Source organism: Pseudobacteroides cellulosolvens ATCC 35603 = DSM 2933, assembly GCF_001262605.1.
Lineage (GTDB): Bacteria > Bacillota > Clostridia > Acetivibrionales > DSM-2933 > Pseudobacteroides > Pseudobacteroides cellulosolvens.
The window spans coordinates 5,761,248-5,778,751 of record NZ_LGTC01000001.1; the positions used below are offsets into that span (position 1 = coordinate 5,761,248).

Annotated in this window: 17 protein-coding genes; 6 read left to right on the plus strand and 11 right to left on the minus strand. The window is 36.3% G+C overall.

Annotated elements, in window-relative coordinates:
- Window positions 1-31 precede the first annotated feature (31 nt).
- From Bccel_RS23875 to Bccel_RS23885, 3 genes are all read left to right on the plus strand, one after another.
- On the plus strand, window positions 32-1,111 hold the full coding sequence (locus Bccel_RS23875) for an ATP-dependent Clp protease proteolytic subunit (RefSeq protein WP_201781978.1): 1,080 nt from the start codon (window positions 32-34) through the stop codon (window positions 1,109-1,111).
- A gap of 71 nt (window positions 1,112-1,182) precedes the next feature.
- On the plus strand, window positions 1,183-2,967 hold the full coding sequence (locus tag Bccel_RS23880; RefSeq protein ID WP_050753784.1) for a family 16 glycosylhydrolase: 1,785 nt from the start codon (window positions 1,183-1,185) through the stop codon (window positions 2,965-2,967).
- A gap of 13 nt (window positions 2,968-2,980) precedes the next feature.
- Complete coding sequence (locus Bccel_RS23885) at window positions 2,981-4,009, plus strand: nucleoid-associated protein (protein WP_036935102.1); 1,029 nt, start codon at window positions 2,981-2,983, stop codon at window positions 4,007-4,009.
- Window positions 4,010-4,073: 64 nt separating this feature from the next.
- Here Bccel_RS23885 and Bccel_RS23890 read toward each other — a convergent pair whose 3' ends face one another.
- On the minus strand, window positions 4,074-5,087 hold the full coding sequence (locus Bccel_RS23890) for a phosphodiester glycosidase family protein (RefSeq protein WP_050753785.1): 1,014 nt from the start codon (window positions 5,085-5,087) through the stop codon (window positions 4,074-4,076).
- 198 nt (window positions 5,088-5,285) lie between these two features.
- On the opposite strand from Bccel_RS23890, the gene Bccel_RS23895 reads away from it, so the two are divergent.
- Window positions 5,286-7,295, plus strand: a complete 2,010-nt coding sequence (locus tag Bccel_RS23895) for a methyl-accepting chemotaxis protein (protein WP_050753786.1) — start codon at window positions 5,286-5,288, stop codon at window positions 7,293-7,295.
- Between the two features lie 47 nt (window positions 7,296-7,342).
- Here Bccel_RS23895 and Bccel_RS23900 read toward each other — a convergent pair whose 3' ends face one another.
- Window positions 7,343-7,576: a DUF896 domain-containing protein gene (locus Bccel_RS23900; RefSeq protein WP_036935099.1), complete on the minus strand. Its 234-nt coding sequence runs from the start codon at window positions 7,574-7,576 to the stop codon at window positions 7,343-7,345.
- Between the two features lie 152 nt (window positions 7,577-7,728).
- Complete coding sequence (yyaC, locus tag Bccel_RS23905) at window positions 7,729-8,316, minus strand: spore protease YyaC (RefSeq protein WP_081926655.1); 588 nt, start codon at window positions 8,314-8,316, stop codon at window positions 7,729-7,731.
- A 286-nt stretch (window positions 8,317-8,602) separates the two neighbouring features.
- On the opposite strand from yyaC, the gene Bccel_RS23910 reads away from it, so the two are divergent.
- Window positions 8,603-9,727: a PP2C family protein-serine/threonine phosphatase gene (locus tag Bccel_RS23910; protein WP_036935093.1), complete on the plus strand. Its 1,125-nt coding sequence runs from the start codon at window positions 8,603-8,605 to the stop codon at window positions 9,725-9,727.
- 59 nt (window positions 9,728-9,786) lie between these two features.
- On the opposite strand, the gene Bccel_RS23915 is transcribed toward Bccel_RS23910, so the two are convergent.
- The 7 genes from Bccel_RS23915 to Bccel_RS23945 are packed head-to-tail and all read right to left on the minus strand — an operon-like array spanning window position 9,787 to window position 15,346.
- On the minus strand, window positions 9,787-10,128 hold the full coding sequence (locus tag Bccel_RS23915) for a hydrogenase maturation nickel metallochaperone HypA/HybF (protein ID WP_036935090.1): 342 nt from the start codon (window positions 10,126-10,128) through the stop codon (window positions 9,787-9,789).
- Between the two features lie 14 nt (window positions 10,129-10,142).
- Window positions 10,143-10,526, minus strand: coding sequence for a 4Fe-4S dicluster domain-containing protein (locus Bccel_RS23920; RefSeq protein WP_036935087.1), 384 nt, complete (start codon window positions 10,524-10,526; stop codon window positions 10,143-10,145).
- Window positions 10,527-10,536: 10 nt separating this feature from the next.
- On the minus strand, window positions 10,537-11,613 hold the full coding sequence (locus tag Bccel_RS23925) for a hydrogenase large subunit (protein WP_036935085.1): 1,077 nt from the start codon (window positions 11,611-11,613) through the stop codon (window positions 10,537-10,539).
- Between the two features lies 1 nt (window position 11,614).
- Complete coding sequence (locus Bccel_RS23930; protein WP_036935082.1) at window positions 11,615-11,995, minus strand: NADH-quinone oxidoreductase subunit C; 381 nt, start codon at window positions 11,993-11,995, stop codon at window positions 11,615-11,617.
- A gap of 47 nt (window positions 11,996-12,042) precedes the next feature.
- Window positions 12,043-12,477: an NADH-quinone oxidoreductase subunit B family protein gene (locus Bccel_RS23935; protein WP_036935080.1), complete on the minus strand. Its 435-nt coding sequence runs from the start codon at window positions 12,475-12,477 to the stop codon at window positions 12,043-12,045.
- A 29-nt stretch (window positions 12,478-12,506) separates the two neighbouring features.
- Window positions 12,507-13,373, minus strand: coding sequence for a respiratory chain complex I subunit 1 family protein (locus tag Bccel_RS23940; RefSeq protein ID WP_036935078.1), 867 nt, complete (start codon window positions 13,371-13,373; stop codon window positions 12,507-12,509).
- Window positions 13,373-15,346, minus strand: a complete 1,974-nt coding sequence (locus tag Bccel_RS23945; RefSeq protein WP_036935075.1) for an NADH-quinone oxidoreductase subunit 5 family protein — start codon at window positions 15,344-15,346, stop codon at window positions 13,373-13,375. The genes Bccel_RS23940 and Bccel_RS23945 overlap by 1 nt, the downstream gene beginning before the upstream one ends.
- Before the next feature lie 596 nt (window positions 15,347-15,942).
- Here Bccel_RS23945 and tadA point away from each other — a divergent pair.
- Window positions 15,943-16,449, plus strand: a complete 507-nt coding sequence (gene tadA, locus Bccel_RS23950) for a tRNA adenosine(34) deaminase TadA (RefSeq protein WP_276326120.1) — start codon at window positions 15,943-15,945, stop codon at window positions 16,447-16,449.
- A 12-nt stretch (window positions 16,450-16,461) separates the two neighbouring features.
- Here the strand turns inward: tadA and Bccel_RS23955 are convergent, their stop codons facing one another.
- Window positions 16,462-17,499 (minus strand): acyltransferase, encoded by a 1,038-nt coding sequence (locus Bccel_RS23955; protein ID WP_036935073.1) that lies wholly within the window; start codon window positions 17,497-17,499, stop codon window positions 16,462-16,464.
- Between the last annotated feature and the right edge of the window lie 5 nt (window positions 17,500-17,504).

The following is a 17,504-nucleotide window of genomic DNA, read 5'->3' on the forward strand; positions in this document are numbered from 1 at the left end:
ATAGTGAACAACATAATGGGGAGGGATAGTTTTGAAATTTAGCAAAAAAAGTTTTGCTGATGCATCTGAAAACACTGAAGAAACTATGGATATAAACAATGAAAACTCAAGCAATACCTTTAAAATAAAGGAACCACCGGTTCTTTTCGACAAAACCCAAAAGTTGGTGCAAAAAACAGAAAACATTCTAGGACACAAGATGCTTGTTTATTGGATGTCTCATAGGGGAAGTGTTTGTCAAAACGATATTATCGCTCTTTATGAAATATTCAAAAAAATGGGGAGACAAGAGAAAATCTCCATATTCATAAAATCAAACGGTGGTGATGTAGAAGCTGCCTTGAGGATAGTAAACCTTATAAGAAGTTACTGCAGTAATGTCAATGTGCTGATACCTCTTGAATGTGCTTCTGCTGCCACAATGATAGCAATGGGTGCAAGTGAAATATTTATGGGCCCTCTTTCCCATCTCACAGCTATAGATTCTTCCATACGCCATGATCTCTCACCTATTGATGAACGGGAAAACAGAAGAATCCGCGTAAGCCAGGACGAACTCCAGAGAATAATAACCCTTTGGGAAAACCGTGCCCATGAGCATCACGGCAACCCGTACGCAGAAGTTTTCAAGTATATACATCCATTGGTGATTGGTGCCCTTGACAGATCAAGCTCCCTCTCCATTAAGGTATGTAAGGAGATTTTATCCTATCATCTTACTGAAGAGAGTGAATGCGACAGAATCAGCAAGCACCTTAATTCCGAATACCCCTCCCACGGTTATCCTATTACTGCCAGGGAAGCATCCCGAATCGGACTTAATGTAACCATGCTGGATGATGAGCTCAACAATGCATTATTGGAACTCAACCAGATTTACTCTGAAATGGCACAAAGAGCTCTTACAGATTATGATGAGTACAATTACCATGACAATGAAATCTTGAATATACTTGAAGCAGAAGGTATCCAGATTTACTATCAGAATGACAAGGACTGGAACTATATAAAAGAAGAAAGAAGATATCAAATACTAAATGACGAAAGCTCATGGAGGAAAATACAAATGCAAGGAAGCAAGAAGACCAAGAGCATTCTGCATATAGGATGATTTAAATAGACATAAATTTACAGCCTGGTTCAATTTGATTTTATCTTATTTTATTTTGAGGAGGAGTTTTAATGTTTTTAAGTAAGAAAGCAAAATATATTTCCTGCCTTGCTCTAGCCTTGTTAGCAGCTTTATCTTTTAGCTGTTCCCAGGCTTTTGCATCTGATCCTGCGAAATTATTAGGTTATGTGAAACCCTGTATTTCTAATGTTCCGGATGATATCAACTCAGGCTTCAAGGTTGAGCTTACAGGCTGCTCAAGTATTACAACAAATTCTTCGGGCTCCTTTGAATTAACTCTTTCAACCGGATCACAAAGCCGAATATTGAAAATATCAAAGGAAGGCTATGTTTCAAGAACAATACAACTATCCACTATTGCTGAAGATGTAATATTAAAACTAAATGATTTAGATATGTTTGCAGGTGATATTAATGGTGATAGCAGCATAAATATGTCTGACATTATAAAGCTTGCATTATCCTTCAACGCTTTAAAAGGAAGTCCGGGGTATAATGGTGTTTGTGACTTCAATCTTGACGGCAACATAAATATGTCCGACATAATAATAATGGCTGTTAACTTTAATAAAACTCCAGCAGATTACCCTGAACTTATTATAGACGAAATACCTTTAAATGGACCTAATCTTCTTTCAAACGGCGATTTTTCCACAAGTTCAACCAGCTGGTCTAACTGGATTGAAGCAGGTGCAACAGCCTCAATTTCCGCTGCAAGCGGTGAATATACCCTAGACATATCAAATACAGGCCCTAATCCTCATTCAATACATTTCTATCAAGGTCCTGTTAAATTGACAAAGGGAAAGGTATATGAATTATCCTTTGATGCAAGATCCACTATAGACAGAGAAATACGGCCAACTGTGGAAAACTCAACTACATATGCAGCCTATTTGTTTACAACAGCTAGTCTTACCAACAAGATGACTAGGCACACCTTTAAGTTTACAGCCTCTGCAGATGACGCCAATGCAAGGATTCTTTTCAGCGTTGGAAGCATATTTGAAAACATAAACCAACATCATACCATTTATATGGATAATATATCCTTTAAGGATCTATCAGGCGTAAATCTTACTCCAACTCCATTACCAACTCCATATCCTTCATCAGGTCAATGGAAACTGGTATGGAAAGATGAATTTGACAGTGCCAACGGCTCCAAGCCCGACTCTACCAAATGGACTTACGATATAGGCGGCTCCGGTTGGGGAAACAATGAACTCCAATATTATACAAGCAATGTTAAAAACGCTTACATAGATAACGGCAACCTAATAATAAAGGCAATAACTGAAAGCTATAATGGAAAGAACTACACCTCAGCCCGTCTTAAGACCCTTGGCAAATTTGAAGCACAGTATGGAAAGTTTGAAGCAAGAATGAAGCTTCCCTATGGTCAAGGTATATGGCCTGCATTCTGGATGCTTGGAAATGATATTGACTCGACTTCCTGGCCTGTATGCGGCGAAATAGACATCATGGAGTTTATCGGCAAAGAACCTCCAAACGTATATGGTACAATTCACGGCCCCGGATACTGCGGTGGAGAAGGAAAATCTGCTAAAATCACAGTGCCAAAGCTTTCTGACGAATATCATACTTTTACAATAGAATGGGAACCCGATGTAATTAGATGGTATGTGGATGGAACTTTATATCATACCGAAACAACAAGCCGTGTAAGTCCAAACAAATGGGCTTACGATCATCCATTCTTTATGATACTTAATCTTGCTATTGGCGGAAACTGGCCTGGAAGTCCAGATGCCACTACTGTGTTCCCCCAAACCCTTACGGTTGACTATGTGAGGGTGTACCAAAGACAATAAGGAGGTTTATATAGTGTCAATTTCTATAAACAGGGCTATTATTCACGTTCTGGATAAAGAATCTGAAGAACCCTTACTAAATTCTCACGAACTACATTTGGATGAAGATTTGGAACAGTACCTTGAAAAACACATAACAAAATCCTTATCCGATGAGGAGGCTAGAAAAGGCCGCTTTAAAGAGGGTATGAATATCGTGAGGGAAACGGCATTCAGGATGATCCATGAAACAGATTATTTCCTGGAAGGCTCCAAAGAAATAGCCCGTCAGTTGTTTAAAGCAATGAAGACCAACAACAGTATATCATCAACAGATCTTATAGTTGCAAGCTATTTTAATGAGGATGAGCCATTCATAGCTATATTGAAAATGGATTATACAACTTCATACATCCATGAAATAGAAATGGACGGCAGCGATTTTAAAATTTATATAAAAAAACAGGAAATAAGCCTTCCGGCCCCAAACCAGAAAATACAGAAATGTGCCTTTATCAGAGACTGTTTTTCCAATGATGAACATGACCTGATCATTTTGGATAATCAGATTTACGCTAAAGGTGACAAAGAGCCAGTAGCCCAATTTTTTCTCCATACTTTTTTAGGTGCCGATCTTATGATGGACAGCAGGGCATATACAAAGCTTTTCAAAAAGGAGACAGAAAACTGGATAAGGGAAAAGGTTAAAGAAGGTGAGGATCATATTGAAGATATCCGTGAACTGGTAATTAATACAATACGTCAGGAAGATGAAATCGATTTAGTGTCCTTCTCTCAAAATGCTTTCGGTACCAAGCAATACCTCCATGAGGATTTTCAAACTGCAATGCAGGAAAAGGGTCTTGATGTGGAAAAGTTTGAAGTGGACAAGGATTGGGTTGAAAAGAAACTCTGCAAGGTGAAGCTTAAAATTGACAGCGGTATTGAGGTTGTAGTAGACTACGAAGTTTTCAACGAAAAGGAAAGGTTTGAAATTTTAAGAAACCCTGATGGTACAAGAACTATAATTATTAAAAACATAAATAATATTTTTGAAAGATAATAGACATTTAAACCCTGGCCACACCATATCTTATCATTGGTGCAGCCGGGGTTTTTTATTTTAGTCATTCCTTAATTATAAATGCATCAGGTAAATACCTCTCTCCTGCTGGACTGCAAGGCTTATTCATTCGTTCATCCATATAATACATGACTGTCGATGAACCTCCATCAAGGTTAGCTGCATTGTACGCACCATATTCCAACATTATGTCCTGAACTTTCTTTAAAGTAGCACCAATACTGGAAATTTGCCTACCGTCTATTACCAGCATCAAGACTTTTCCTTCCTTAGTCTGACCGATAGCTGTTCTAGGCTGGATACCCCATCCTCCATTTCCCGTTTTAATCTGAGGTTCACCATTCACAATTAAAAATGGAGTAAAAGAAACTGCATCTCTTAAGTTTAGTGATCCAATCTCACTCTTCTTATATCTTCCCACTAAAAGAATATTATCTTTGTTAAATCCTATGATTGGAAAGGTCGCGGAATTGTCACTGTGTACTATTTGGCCGTCTTTAATTACAATGCCCATAGGAACTCCGCCGTTTCCATGGCCTTCAGCATCCACAAAACCACTGGCATTTATGCCTCCGATGCCGGATTCAGACTTTATAAGAACATTTAGCTTCTCACCTATCTTTTTTAACTTGCTTGTAACTGCAAGCTTGACTCTGGATGGATCTTTAACTATAAGCATCTTACCTTTGAATGTAGACTCAGATATGTCCACTACCTCAATCTCCGGCTCACTGGGTATTTTACTTTCTTCATCATTTACTTCGTCATCCGGCAACTTTATTTCATTAATGTTAGACTTTACCGTCTGTATGGGAACAGTATTTTTCTTCATAATTCTATCTATTTCTTCTTCACTAATAAAAGCTGTAGCAAGGTATTGATGAGTAAATGTTGACATGGCAGTACCGACGTACAATTCCCTGAGTTCTCTAAATAAGCCAAAATTGCTGTAAAACATCAAAGTTAAAAATATACTGAACAACAGCATAAAAGTTCCAATGGACAGAAAAGCAATTTTAATTACCTTTTTAAATATCCTTATAATGCCACCTCCCACAAATTCTTACTAGGAAATCGTATTATTTTTAATATAAGTATACCTTTAAAGCCAGCCTATTGCAATGATTTTAAATTGGAATGACTTTTATTGTGGTTGATAAAATTTAGATAAATTATCTATAGTATTTTCCGATATACAACATAACAACATAATAAAAGTTGAATACAAATATAACTCAAAGGTGAGGGTTTCATTATGAATATATCCCTAAAGTTAAAGTCAAAACTGCTTATTAGCTTGATTCTATTAAGTATTTTTGTTTTTTCAACTGTAATATTGACTACATACTTTTTAGTTAAAGATAAGCTTTATACTAACATTGAAATCAGCTCCATAAAATCTGCCGAAAGCTATGCAAGACAGATAAGCGACATGTTCGAAATAAGAAAGACTGAGCTTGCTGTCTATTCTACAATGCCTCTTATCCAAAGCCTGGACTGGGACAAGATTGAGCCTTTTCTGAAAAAGGAGTTTGAAAAGAAAAAAGATTTCTATGACATATTATTTGTAGCAGACAGCAAAGGCGATTACAATACAGTACTTAAAAGGAATGCCGGAAACCTGCAAGACAGAGCCTATTGGAAACCAGTCATGGAGGGTAATACCGTTATATCAGAGCCTGTAATATCAAAATCAACAGGTAACCTTGTGTCTGTTATTTCAGTTCCAATAAAGGATGATAATGGTAAAGTAATTGGTGTTATTGCCGGAAACTTAAAAATGAGCAATTTTTATGAAAAAATAAAAAACAACACAGTATCTCATAAGGATTCATACTGCTATGTAATTAACAAAAGCGGCAAATTCCTTGCTTACTCCGACAAGGAATATATTTTAACTGAGAGTATTGCTGCCAAAAGTAAAAACATACCCGATACCTTTGTTGCCGCATCTAAAGACATTCTGTCCTTGGAAAAAGGCTCTGTACAGTTTGAGTATAAAAAATCTGATCAATATGTTTTTTTCTCAGCAATACCAAACCTAAATGGATGGAAATTCTGTTTAAGCGTACCTGTTAACTATATAAGCCAGCCTGTAAATGAAGTTTTGTTAATATTGCAGATAATTTCAATTATTTTTATTGTTATAATATCAATCGCAGCAATAATTATTGGCAACATGATAGCACATCCAATTACAGCTGTAACTGATTTTATACATAATATGGCATCAGGTAATTTTACAGGAAACATAAAGAAGTCCTATATGGAAAGAAAGGATGAAATCGGTATTCTATCCAGAGCAGCAATAAAGCTTAAAGAAAGCATGACCGAAATCATCAATAAAATAAGTGATAATGCAAAAAATCTTATTGAATCAAGCGATACCTTGTCTTATACAGCTGAAGAAATGTCCAGAGAACTTGAATCAATAAACAAATCAGTAAATGAAATAAGCTTTGGTATAACAAATACAAGTGCTACAACACAAGAAGTATCAGCATCCACTCAGGAAGTAAATGACAGTGTACAGTATATTTCACAAAGAGCACTTGAGAGCTGTAATAATGCCAATGTTATTAAAGAAAAGGCTTTTCTTGTCCAGAATGATGCAAATAACTCTTTTATAGAAGTTGACAAAACTTACAAAGAAAAAGCCGATAATATAATAAAGGCAATTGAGAAAGGCAAGGTTTTTGATGAAGTAAGAATTATGGTTGATACTATTACCGGAATAGCCGAACAGACTAATCTTTTAGCCTTAAACGCAGCCATTGAAGCAGCCAGAGCAGGCGAGCAGGGAAAAGGTTTTGCAATAGTGTCGGACGAAATTCGGAAGCTGGCTACAGAATCCTCTATCGCAGCCTCTAACGTTAAGTCTACAATAAAAAGCGTACAGGAAGCTTATACGAGTTTATCACAAGAAAGCAATAACATACTGGAATTTATGCAAAATTCGATTAAAGATAAATTCATAAAGTTTAAAGACGCCGGTGAACAGTATTATGCTGACTCGGAACAAATAACAATCTTTTCAAACGATCTTGCAACAATGACAAAAAATATAACCAATACATTAAAAATGGTTAATGAAGCTATTCAAAATGTTGCTGAAAACTCAAGCAAGGGAACAGAAGATGCTTCTTCCATTGTAGACTCTGTTTCTCAATCAGTTAATGATATGGAAAAAGTCTATACGGTCATTAAAAAACAGGTTGAGCTTTCAAATTCTCTAAACGAGCTTATTAAAAAGTTTATTATATAATAAAAAATGCTTAATAAATAAAGTATTAGTAATATTTTAGTCATTCGTTAATTAATAAGATTATCCTTGTTCTTTTGCCTTAATTGTTTTCTGTTTCCATTCTTATCAACTACGGTAACTGAATCAAGGGTTTTCTTCATATTGTTTCTGAATGCATTTATATATTCTTTCCGAAGGCTTTGCTGTTCTATTTTCTCAGTGTCGGAAAGTCCAGAGGTTTTAGATTTTTTAGCAAGTTCATTAATCCTATTTATTAAATTATCAAGTTTTTCTCTTTCCATTGTGCCCTTACTACCTTTCTAATTATTGCTTTTTTATTTGAAGCAAATATTCTTTAATAGCTTTGTCAAAAGTATTATTTTAAATTTTATAATAAAGCTAGCACTTTATCAAGTAAAAGGTAGTTCCAATATTTTCTATATAAAAGCCAATATTAATCCTGCATTTTTATATATTCATTATTTAGCTTCCACATGACATACTTTATTCCACTTGAGATGATATCTGCCATATCCATAACAATACATAGCCTTGTATTCTGCAAAACCAGAAAGTCCATAAATCCTCCGTAATTTACTATGCCCGTAATAAACATATTCCCAACAGGCGGTAACTCCTTGTTTACACCAGCCCCAGGCTTAATCGAGCCCTCACCGATAGATATATACCCCACATGATCGGTCTGGCCTAGACAGGCATCAATAGCAACAACATAAGGGTTTTCATATTTTGTTTCAATAAGCTTTATAGTATCCGTGAGATTCTTTGCATGTACAGGATTCTTAAGGGTTCCATGAAAATAAAAATTATTATAATTATTATTTTCCAGCTTATAGCCAACTAGAGGTCCAAGACTGTCGCCTGTTGAGCGATCAGTTCCTATACAAACAAACACTATTGACTTAAACCCTTCAGCAAGCCCTTTTTTTATATACGTTAAAAGTGTTTCGCTGAAAAATTGAAGTGCCTTTTGACTTTTTATATCCACAAACTCCTGTTTTAACCCTGTTTCTACCGACATTTTTTTACTCCATAAATTCATGTAATTTTTACTGAATAATAGTATTATTACCATAATCTTATAAAGTATTACAGATAAATATAGATATGCATTAGGATAAAATTTATTATTAATTTTACATTTGGTGGACTTTGAACAAATAATAATGTTTGCTAAGGATATAATGTTTTGTTATTATAATAATAATCATTGATGCAAATTATATTTTATTAATTATTATTAAATAATTAACTGGTCAATAGGTCCTTAATTACTTTAATATATTCTGGATGGGTATGAGGTTAAAATGGATAAAAGTGAAGAAAAACGTGGAATAATGATTGAAGATATAATAAACGGAATGCTGGATTGGGTGCGGGTTGTAGACAGGGAAAATAAAGTAATTTTTGTTAATAAGGCTATGGCACAGGGCATAAAGGATTGCAAGACCGACGAGCTCTGTTACAAGCTTTTAGGCCGTGAAGCTCCCTGTGAAAATTGTATTTCAAGGAATGCGATTTTCAATGGCACATCATATTGCAAGCAGGAGATAATAGATGACCGCATATTTTCAGTTATGAGTTCACCTGTAAAAAATCAGAATGGTGAGATTGTTGCTGCTGTAGAAGTATTAAGAGATGTAACAGAGCTTCATATGCTGCAGGAAAAGGTCATGTTACAGAACAAGAAGCTAATGGATGATCTATCTTTAGCAAAAAAGCTTCAGTGTAATCTTTTACCAAAAGCTCTTCCCGATAATAAGATTAAATTTTCATTTATATATCAACCCTGCGAGGAATTAGGCGGCGATTTCCTGGATATCTTTGAAGTGGATAATGATCATCTTGGTGTTTATATCGCTGATGTATCAGGCCATGGATTACCCGCTTCAATGCTTACCGTGTTTCTGCGTTCTGCCATAGATAAGAAAACTTTATCTCCATCCCTTGCATTATCGAAGCTTTACACAGACTTTAGCAACAGTAATTTTGACCAGGATGCCTATATAACAGTTTTTTATGCAGTAATCAATTTGAAGGACCGCAGTATAAAATACTCAAATGCCGGTCATAACGTATCCCCAATCATTTTTAACCTGGAAGATCCGGATCGTTTTGAACTGTTGATGATTCCAGGTACCCCAATAAGTAACTGGTTTGAAAAGGCAGAGTACAATGAAAAAGAATTGTTACTTATGAAGAGTGACAGACTGTTTTTGTGCACTGATGGTGTAATAGAATTGAAAAATAAAAAAGGCTATCAGTTCGGGGAGGATAGAATTCGTAATGTACTATTTACCGACAAATCGGAGCCGAGTAGTACTTTAAGCAGGATTATTGAAGAGGCAATGGATTTTGCTCAAATTGACGATTTTTCTATGATAAAGGATGATATAACAATGGCTCTAATTGAGATTAATGAAGATAAATAAAATTTACGTGACTCTTAAATAAAAAGCCACGTAAATTTTTATAGTCTATTAAAACCACTTTATTCTATTTCCATACTCTCAATGTAAAACTCCTTGCCTGAGTCAGTCAGCATACCCATTTTACCGCATTTAGGACAATCGAACCCAATCTTGGGTTTTTCAAACTCAATTCCGCAGTCCTTGCAGTGAAACCTGGCAGATACCCTTCTAAACTCAAGCTTGGAACCATGAGCAACTGTTCCCTCGCTCAACATATCAAAATACATCTGAACTGATTCATCAATAACTGTGGACAAATCCCCAATTACAAGTCTAATGAGCGTAATTTTTGAGGCTCCGGCTTTTCGTGCCTCTTCCACAGCTATAGCTATCAGTCCTTTGGTTACGGCATACTCATGCATTAATTAATACCTCTCTATTGACCCTCTTTTGGTGCCGGAGGCTGTGGAGCTGCCTGTGGGGCTGCCTTTTGAACCGCTTTATATTTCTCCTTGTTATAAGCAGAGGTTTTATGCTCATCTTCCATTATTATACACTTCTTGGGACATAACTCAACACACGCACCGCATATTATGCATCTGAACTGATCTATTTCCCATGACTTTTCCGCCTTGCTCACAGCCAGTGCATCTGCCGGGCACTTCCTTTGGCATATTCCGCAGAAAATACATTGATCTATGTCAATCCCGCTGATTTGTCCCCTTGAGTTCTTAAATGCCGGTCTCTTCTCAAGAGGATATTTTCTTGTAGCAGGTTTTGAACTTAGATTCTTAAATATACTGCCAATCATATCGAACATGTTTTACACCTTACCTTTCCGTACAGCTAATGCAAGGATCTATTGTTAAAATCAATATAGGAACATCTGCAAGTTGGCTTCCCGGAAGCATTTTAAGCAGTGTTGGAATGTTTGCAAAGGTTGGAGTCCTAATCCTGAGCCTGTCGAGATTTTTTGTACCGTTTGCCTTGAGGTAATACAAAACTTCTCCTCTTGGCTGCTCAACCCTTGAAATTACCTCACCATTAGGCATACCTTTTACAGGAACACTTATTTCACCATCAGGTATTTTTCCAATTGCCTGCTTGATAAGGTCAACTGACTGGTAAACCTCTCTAAGCCTTACCATTGTTCTTGCATAGCTGTCACCATCGGTTTCAACAACAGGCTCAAAATCCAATTCTCCATAAGCAGAATAACCTGTAGTTCTGAAGTCCTGCTTGATTCCGCTGGCTCTTGCCATAGGTCCTACCGCACCAAGTTCATAGGCAATAGCAGGGTCCAAGACACCGACGCCAACAAGTCTGTGCTTTACAGTGTAATCAGCCATAAACACTTTTTCAAGCTGTATCATGTCTTCCTTAATTTCATCTACAATAACCGCTACCTTTCTCAGTGCCTCAGGAGACATGTCCCTCCTGGTACCCCCGATAGCATTAACGGATATTATAACTCTGCCTCCAGCAGTCTCTTCCATAATATCCATTACCTTTTCCCTGTTTCTCCATACCTGCATGAAAAGGCTTTCGAAGCCGAACGCATCAGCTAAAAGTCCCAACCACAGCAAATGGCTGTGTAACCTATGAAGCTCTGCCCATATAACACGCAAATACTTAGCTCTATCAGGAACCTGAAGATTCATCAGAGTTTCTACCCCCTGACAGTAAGCCATGGCATGCATCATGCTGCAGATACCGCATATTCTTTCCACAATAAAAACATTCTGGGTAAATTCTTTTACCTCAGTGAGCTTTTCAAGCCCTCTATGAACATATCCAATAGCTGGAATGGCTTCTACTATTACTTCATCCTCCATGACCAGCTTTAAATGAAGCGGTTCCGGGAGAACAGGATGCTGAGGCCCAAAAGGTATTACTGTTTTGCTCATTTTATTTATCCCCCTTCCGCTGCTCTATTACTATTTGCTGTTTAGCCATTGGGGAATTAAGCTCTTCGTCTGAAAGGAGCATATGTCCGCCGTAGTCTATAGCAATATTTTTAATGTTTATTCCAAACAATTCTTTCATTTCATTTTCTACCAGTATTGCAGAAAAATAAATGTTTGATATGCTGGGAATTTCATCTTCTTTTTTTACATTTACCCTGTAATTTTTTAATTCAAGGTCCTTGTCAAAATGGTAAATAATATCAAATGTACCATTACCCAAATCGACGCAGGTCGCGGTTACAAATCTGTATCCGTTAATTTTAGAGTCCTGTACTTCAATTTGAAGCAACTCTTTTGATATATCAAAAGCATTCTCTATCATAAAATCCTCCAAAGGCCGAATCTAGTTTAAATCTTATAAACTATATATTATTTCTTCTTCGCTTTATCATTTATTTTTTCCAATGCCATAACAATCCCATCCATTATTGCTTCTGGTCTTGGACAGCATCCTGGCACAAAAACGTCGACGGGCAAAACATTTTCTACACCGCCTAAAACGTTATAACATTCCTTGAATACTCCACCTGTACATGCACATGCACCTACAGCTACGACAGCCTTGGGATCAGGCATCTGCTCGTATATGTTTCTTAGTACACGAACATTTCTTTTATTGACGGAACCCGTAACAACAAGAACATCCGCATGCTTTGGGTTACCTACGTTGACTATCCCAAAACGCTCAACATCATACAGTGGTGTAAGGCACGCAAGCGTTTCTATATCGCATCCGTTGCAGCTTGTGCAATCGTAATGAATAATCCAAGGTGATTTTTTACGTGATTTTTCTATTATTCCCATTGTTCCACTCCTCTAATGGATACTCTTCCTTATTTTAAGTAAAGCCATATAATATTGGTCATTGCCGCACCGACTCCTACGATTCCTGTAAGCTTGAGCATAAATCTCCAGGTAACCCTGGCACTGATGTTATCGATAAGCATTTCAAGGAAATAGCAAACAAGTGCTATAATTATACCTACCCATAAAGGATTCGCAAAAAACAGGCTAATTAATGCAAGTAACAATACTAAATCATACCAGTGTGCTAATTCTATTATTGCCAATTGAGGTCCTGAAAATTCTGTTGTAAGACCCTTAATAAGTTCCTGATGCCCATGATGTGAAGTTGAAAAGTCGAATGGTGATTTCCTCAGCTTTATTGTCAGCACGTATAAGAATGCTGCAAAAACAAGAGGCAAGTTAAACAGCAAAGGCTTTTCATTCTCCAGTATACTGGATATCATAAAGCTTTTATTTGTGAGATATATACCAACAACCATAAGGAGCAATACAGGCTCATAAGCCATCATTTGCATAAGCTCTCTCTGGGCTCCGATTTTACTGTATGGAGAACGAACGCTCATAGCTCCCATAATAAGGGATACACTTGAAAATGCAAGTACAAATATGATCATCAAAAGGTCCTGCTTTAATACCAGCATAACTATGCATACTATCGAAAAGAACAGGTGCCCGAGGACATAAACCATTTGAGTCTGGTTAACGGTTATCCTCTCTTTACCCATGAGCTTGAAGAAGTCATAAAAGGGCTGCAGTAACGGCGGACCGTATCTGTTCTGCATCCTGGCACTTATTATCCTGTCTACACCGGATAGTATACCTCCGATTATTGGTGCCCCGATTAAGGCAACGATAATCGCTATAATATTTTGTAAAGTAAATATATCACTCATTAGATTACCACCCCGAACATAATCAGAATAATAGCTCCTGCAATAAGATTGACCCATAATGTAAGATTCTTTTCACCAAAGAAACCTTCTAAATAATAGTTATGAACTATAACTTGATCAATTTTATCTCCAGGGCTCATAAAATCGATACCCCTAGTATCGGTTGTGTTCTCACCGCAAAGGTAAGGTGTCTTCATGGTTTCAGGCTTTGCTCTACGCATAAATACCGGCACAAGGAACATAACCAGTAAAACCACTATAAAGAAATATACTATGCCGAAACCACCCATGGTTCCGCCATTTAACCATGCACTTTTTATATCTAAACCGCCATTTATACCCAATATAACACTATTTCCGCCTATTTGGAACATTTGTAATTGCGGCAGTATCAAATTGTTGTATAACGGTGCAATGCCTATGCTACATGCCAGTACTCCAACAAAAAGTATTGACAATGCACTTCTTATAGAAATCGACAACTTTTCGCCAACCATCTTCGCCTTATATGACATTGTAAGAACAATTCCTATCCATTTTGCCCAGAATACTACTGTAAATGCACTGCCAAGAACAACCAGTATCAGAACAATCGGTGATTTATCTACTGCTGCTTCTATTGTAAGCCACTTTGATATAAGCACACCGAAAGGCGGCAGCAGCATTGATATCATACCAATAACAGTTATAACCGCTGTGAAAGGCATTCTCTTCATAAGTCCCTGCATGTCCTCTATATCCCTGCTTCCTATACCCTGCTCTATTGTACCTACGCAGAGGAACAACAAACCTTTAGATACGGCATGGAATATTATAAGGAGTATCGCAGCACCTAATGCTACCGGATTACCAAGCCCTGCACAGCAAACTATAAGACCCAGGTTGGCAATTGTCGAATACGCAAGAACTCTTTTTCCATTGCTCTGGCTTATGGCAATTGCAGAACCGGCAACAAAAGTAAAGCCACCAACTACAGCTATTAACTTCGCAAGGTTTGTCCCGTAATAAGCAGGTGCAAGCCTTACTATCAAATATACACCGGCTTTAACCATAGTACTTGAGTGCAGCATTGCCGATACAGGTGTAGGTGCAACCATGGCCCCCAATAACCAGCTTTGGAATGGGAACTGTGCTGACTTTGTAAAACCTGCAAAGCACAGAAGTCCAAGGCCTAAAGGTAGTATAGTTCCAACATCTGCCAATGACTCAACACTTGCGATTTTATCGATGGCAAGGGTATTTTTCACTTGATATATTGCAATTATTCCCAAAATAAATGCAACACCGCCAACCATATTTATAATAAGGGCTCTTGTTGCATTCTTGATTGATTGCTCGTTACCGTCATGTGATATGAGCAGGAATGAGCAAAGAGTCGTAACTTCCCAGAAGAAGTATAACCACATGATATTGTTTGTCATTACAAGACCGTTCATTGCTCCTAGGAAAACAAAAAGTATTAAAAAGAATCTATGTTGTCTTGATTTCTTAAGATGTAAATGATGTTCATGTTCCTTCATATATCCTATTGCAAATATTGTTATAATAGGTCCTATTATTGATACAAGTAAAATCAATATTAATGAAAGATAGTCAATTACAAATGCCTGTTCAAGTTCGTGGGGACGAACTATAAACTCAAAAATAAGAACAGGTATAAGCTGTAGGAATGTTAGCCCTACAATCAAAGGCTTTTTGAGCTTAACCCCAATATACATAATATAAATGAAAAGTAATAAATCAAGTATTTTTATAGCCAACTCGGTAGCCATTGCTGCAAAATCATGCAGTTCAATTGTTATTTTGCCACCATTATCAAACAATAATTTGAAAAATCCTCCTGCAACAGCAAACATGATAAGTGCCGTAACAACTACTATAACATTCCTTATAGGAGCTTTACGAAAAAGATAACATAGCACGGCACTGACTGCAGGTAATAAAATCGCTACAGCAAGCAGTTTTGGTTCCACTGCATCCACTCCTTTCAAATTTGTGACAAGAATTTATATCAACAAAACAAACGTGCATACACATTAAGCGAATAAAATATAAATAAACGGTTATACTATTTTATAACTTTAATGCTCGGTGGCATTACGCATAACTAGTTCAGGCAATTTCGCTATGTCAGCCCCATCGCATGACAATACCATTTTGCCAACCTCGTTGTCGGTATACTTACCAGAATCATCCCAATAAGTTAAATTATTGGGTTATTTACCGATTTCGCACAGCCTATTTTGATATAAAGTTAAGAAGCTTTTTGCACAGCAAAAAAACCCCAACCTCCATTATAGTTACTAGCTGGTCCTAAGTCAAATACAGATTTTATAATTATGCTGATGTATTTCTTATTTTAAGAGGAATTTGCTATAAACCCTTTATATTTCTCAACGTAGTGACATTCTTCGTGACTTATACTATGCAATTATTATATAAGTACTTTATATTTTGGTTATTTGGTTATTCCTAAATAGACAAACTGTGATAAAATATAATACATAAGTTGACCAGTTAACTATTTGATAATATATAATGTATAAATATGAAATAAGGAACTACGCTAGTGAAAAAAAAAGATATCTCTTCGGAAAAAACAATTCATGAAAAATATATGAACGAGGCTTACAAAGAAGGACTTAAAGCGTATGGCAAGCTTGAAACCCCTGTAGGAGCTGTTATTGTTTTTAATGGAAAAATCATTGCTCGTGGACATAACACAAGGGAACAAAAGCAAGACCCAACACTTCATGCAGAAATAATTGCCATAAAAAAAGCAGCAAAAAAGCTGGGTTCATGGCGCCTTATAGACTGTGACCTTTATGTAACGCTAGAGCCTTGTCCAATGTGTGCCGGTGCACTCATTCAGTCCAGGATCAGAAATCTTTACTATGGTGCTAAAGACCCAAAGGCCGGGGCCGTTGGGTCGGTTCTTGACATACTTGCTATTGAAAAATTTAATCACAAGGTTAATGTATATAGCGGTATTATGGAAAATAAGTGCTCAGATATTTTGAAAAATTTCTTCAGGGAGCTTCGAAAATCAAAAGGCAACAATAGCAATAATGTATAAATTTCTTCACAATTATGCTTTTTGTACAGGTATAAGCCTGGTAACCTTATGTCTAAGGTATGAAACGGTAAAAGCAATTGTAAATGAAATCATGACTATAAAAATAAAATAGTATAATATTTGCTGCTGAGATTTATACAAATTTTTCAGAAAATAGGTGTAGACCAGCTTGTCACTGATATATGAACACATGTATATATCCAAAGACAATATGGATATGATCCCTAAAATTTTACTAATATGATTATTATTAATTTTGATATCATAAAAAATAAGAAAAAACAATACAGCTTCTATCATAATGATTATCGAACCATATTCACCAATCCCATCCAAGAATAGTTTACCTCTGGAAAATGTGGTGTTTATAATGGTTTCAAACATAATAATCAATATTAATAATACCGCAGAAAGCTTTTTGTTAAATTTAGGCTTGTATTCTCTAATAAAAGCACCTAGAAAATAATATGTAATAGGATATATGCTTAACCAATAGTCGAATAATGATAGATATATGAAGTATGACCGATAATGGGATAAGGCTTTAAAAAATACTGGGAGTCCTGTTAATATAACCAAAATCAATAAAAATCGTTTATAGTTCTTCCCATCATTCTTTAGATTGTTATGTATCATATTTAAAAATGGGGTTATAAGGAACAGTCCTATATACATGTTGATGTACCATGAATACTTATCTGCATTAAATACAAGTATTTCTGCAACCCATCTGAGAAGGCTTTTGTCCTCGTTAAGATAGTAAACTCTCATAAAAATTGATAACACAGAGTAAAACAAATAAACAGCTAAAATTGGTATAATTTTTTTAAAATATTTAATTTCAGGCTTCTTTTCTATCTGTAGATACCCTGTAAGCATTAAAAACAATGGTACGCATATCATAAATAAACTTCTTAATGCGACCTGAAGCGTCATGTTTCCACCTGATATAGGCACTTCATAGAAATTTGATTGTAAAAAAAAATGCACTCCTATCACAAAAAAAATTGCAAAGGTTCTCAGCAAATCTAATCCCGATTCTCTCTTCACTTTCA

Excerpts from the sequence above, each read along its gene's own strand:
- Bccel_RS23900 (WP_036935099.1), bottom strand. The coding sequence starts at position 7,576 with ATGGAAAGAGAAAAACTTGATAATTTAATAAATAGGATTAATGAACTT.
- Bccel_RS23935 (WP_036935080.1), bottom strand. The coding sequence starts at position 12,477 with ATGGGAATAATAGAAAAATCACGTAAAAAATCACCTTGGATTATTCAT.
- Bccel_RS23930 (WP_036935082.1), bottom strand. The coding sequence starts at position 11,995 with ATGATAGAGAATGCTTTTGATATATCAAAAGAGTTGCTTCAAATTGAA.
- Bccel_RS23920 (WP_036935087.1), bottom strand. The coding sequence starts at position 10,526 with ATGTTCGATATGATTGGCAGTATATTTAAGAATCTAAGTTCAAAACCT.
- Bccel_RS23925 (WP_036935085.1), bottom strand. The coding sequence starts at position 11,613 with ATGAGCAAAACAGTAATACCTTTTGGGCCTCAGCATCCTGTTCTCCCG.
- Bccel_RS23880 (WP_050753784.1), top strand. The coding sequence starts at position 1,183 with ATGTTTTTAAGTAAGAAAGCAAAATATATTTCCTGCCTTGCTCTAGCC.
- Bccel_RS23940 (WP_036935078.1), bottom strand. The coding sequence starts at position 13,373 with ATGAGTGATATATTTACTTTACAAAATATTATAGCGATTATCGTTGCC.
- Bccel_RS23895 (WP_050753786.1), top strand. The coding sequence starts at position 5,286 with ATGAATATATCCCTAAAGTTAAAGTCAAAACTGCTTATTAGCTTGATT.
- Bccel_RS23915 (WP_036935090.1), bottom strand. The coding sequence starts at position 10,128 with ATGCATGAGTATGCCGTAACCAAAGGACTGATAGCTATAGCTGTGGAA.
- Bccel_RS23910 (WP_036935093.1), top strand. The coding sequence starts at position 8,603 with ATGGATAAAAGTGAAGAAAAACGTGGAATAATGATTGAAGATATAATA.
- yyaC (WP_081926655.1), bottom strand. The coding sequence starts at position 8,316 with ATGTCGGTAGAAACAGGGTTAAAACAGGAGTTTGTGGATATAAAAAGT.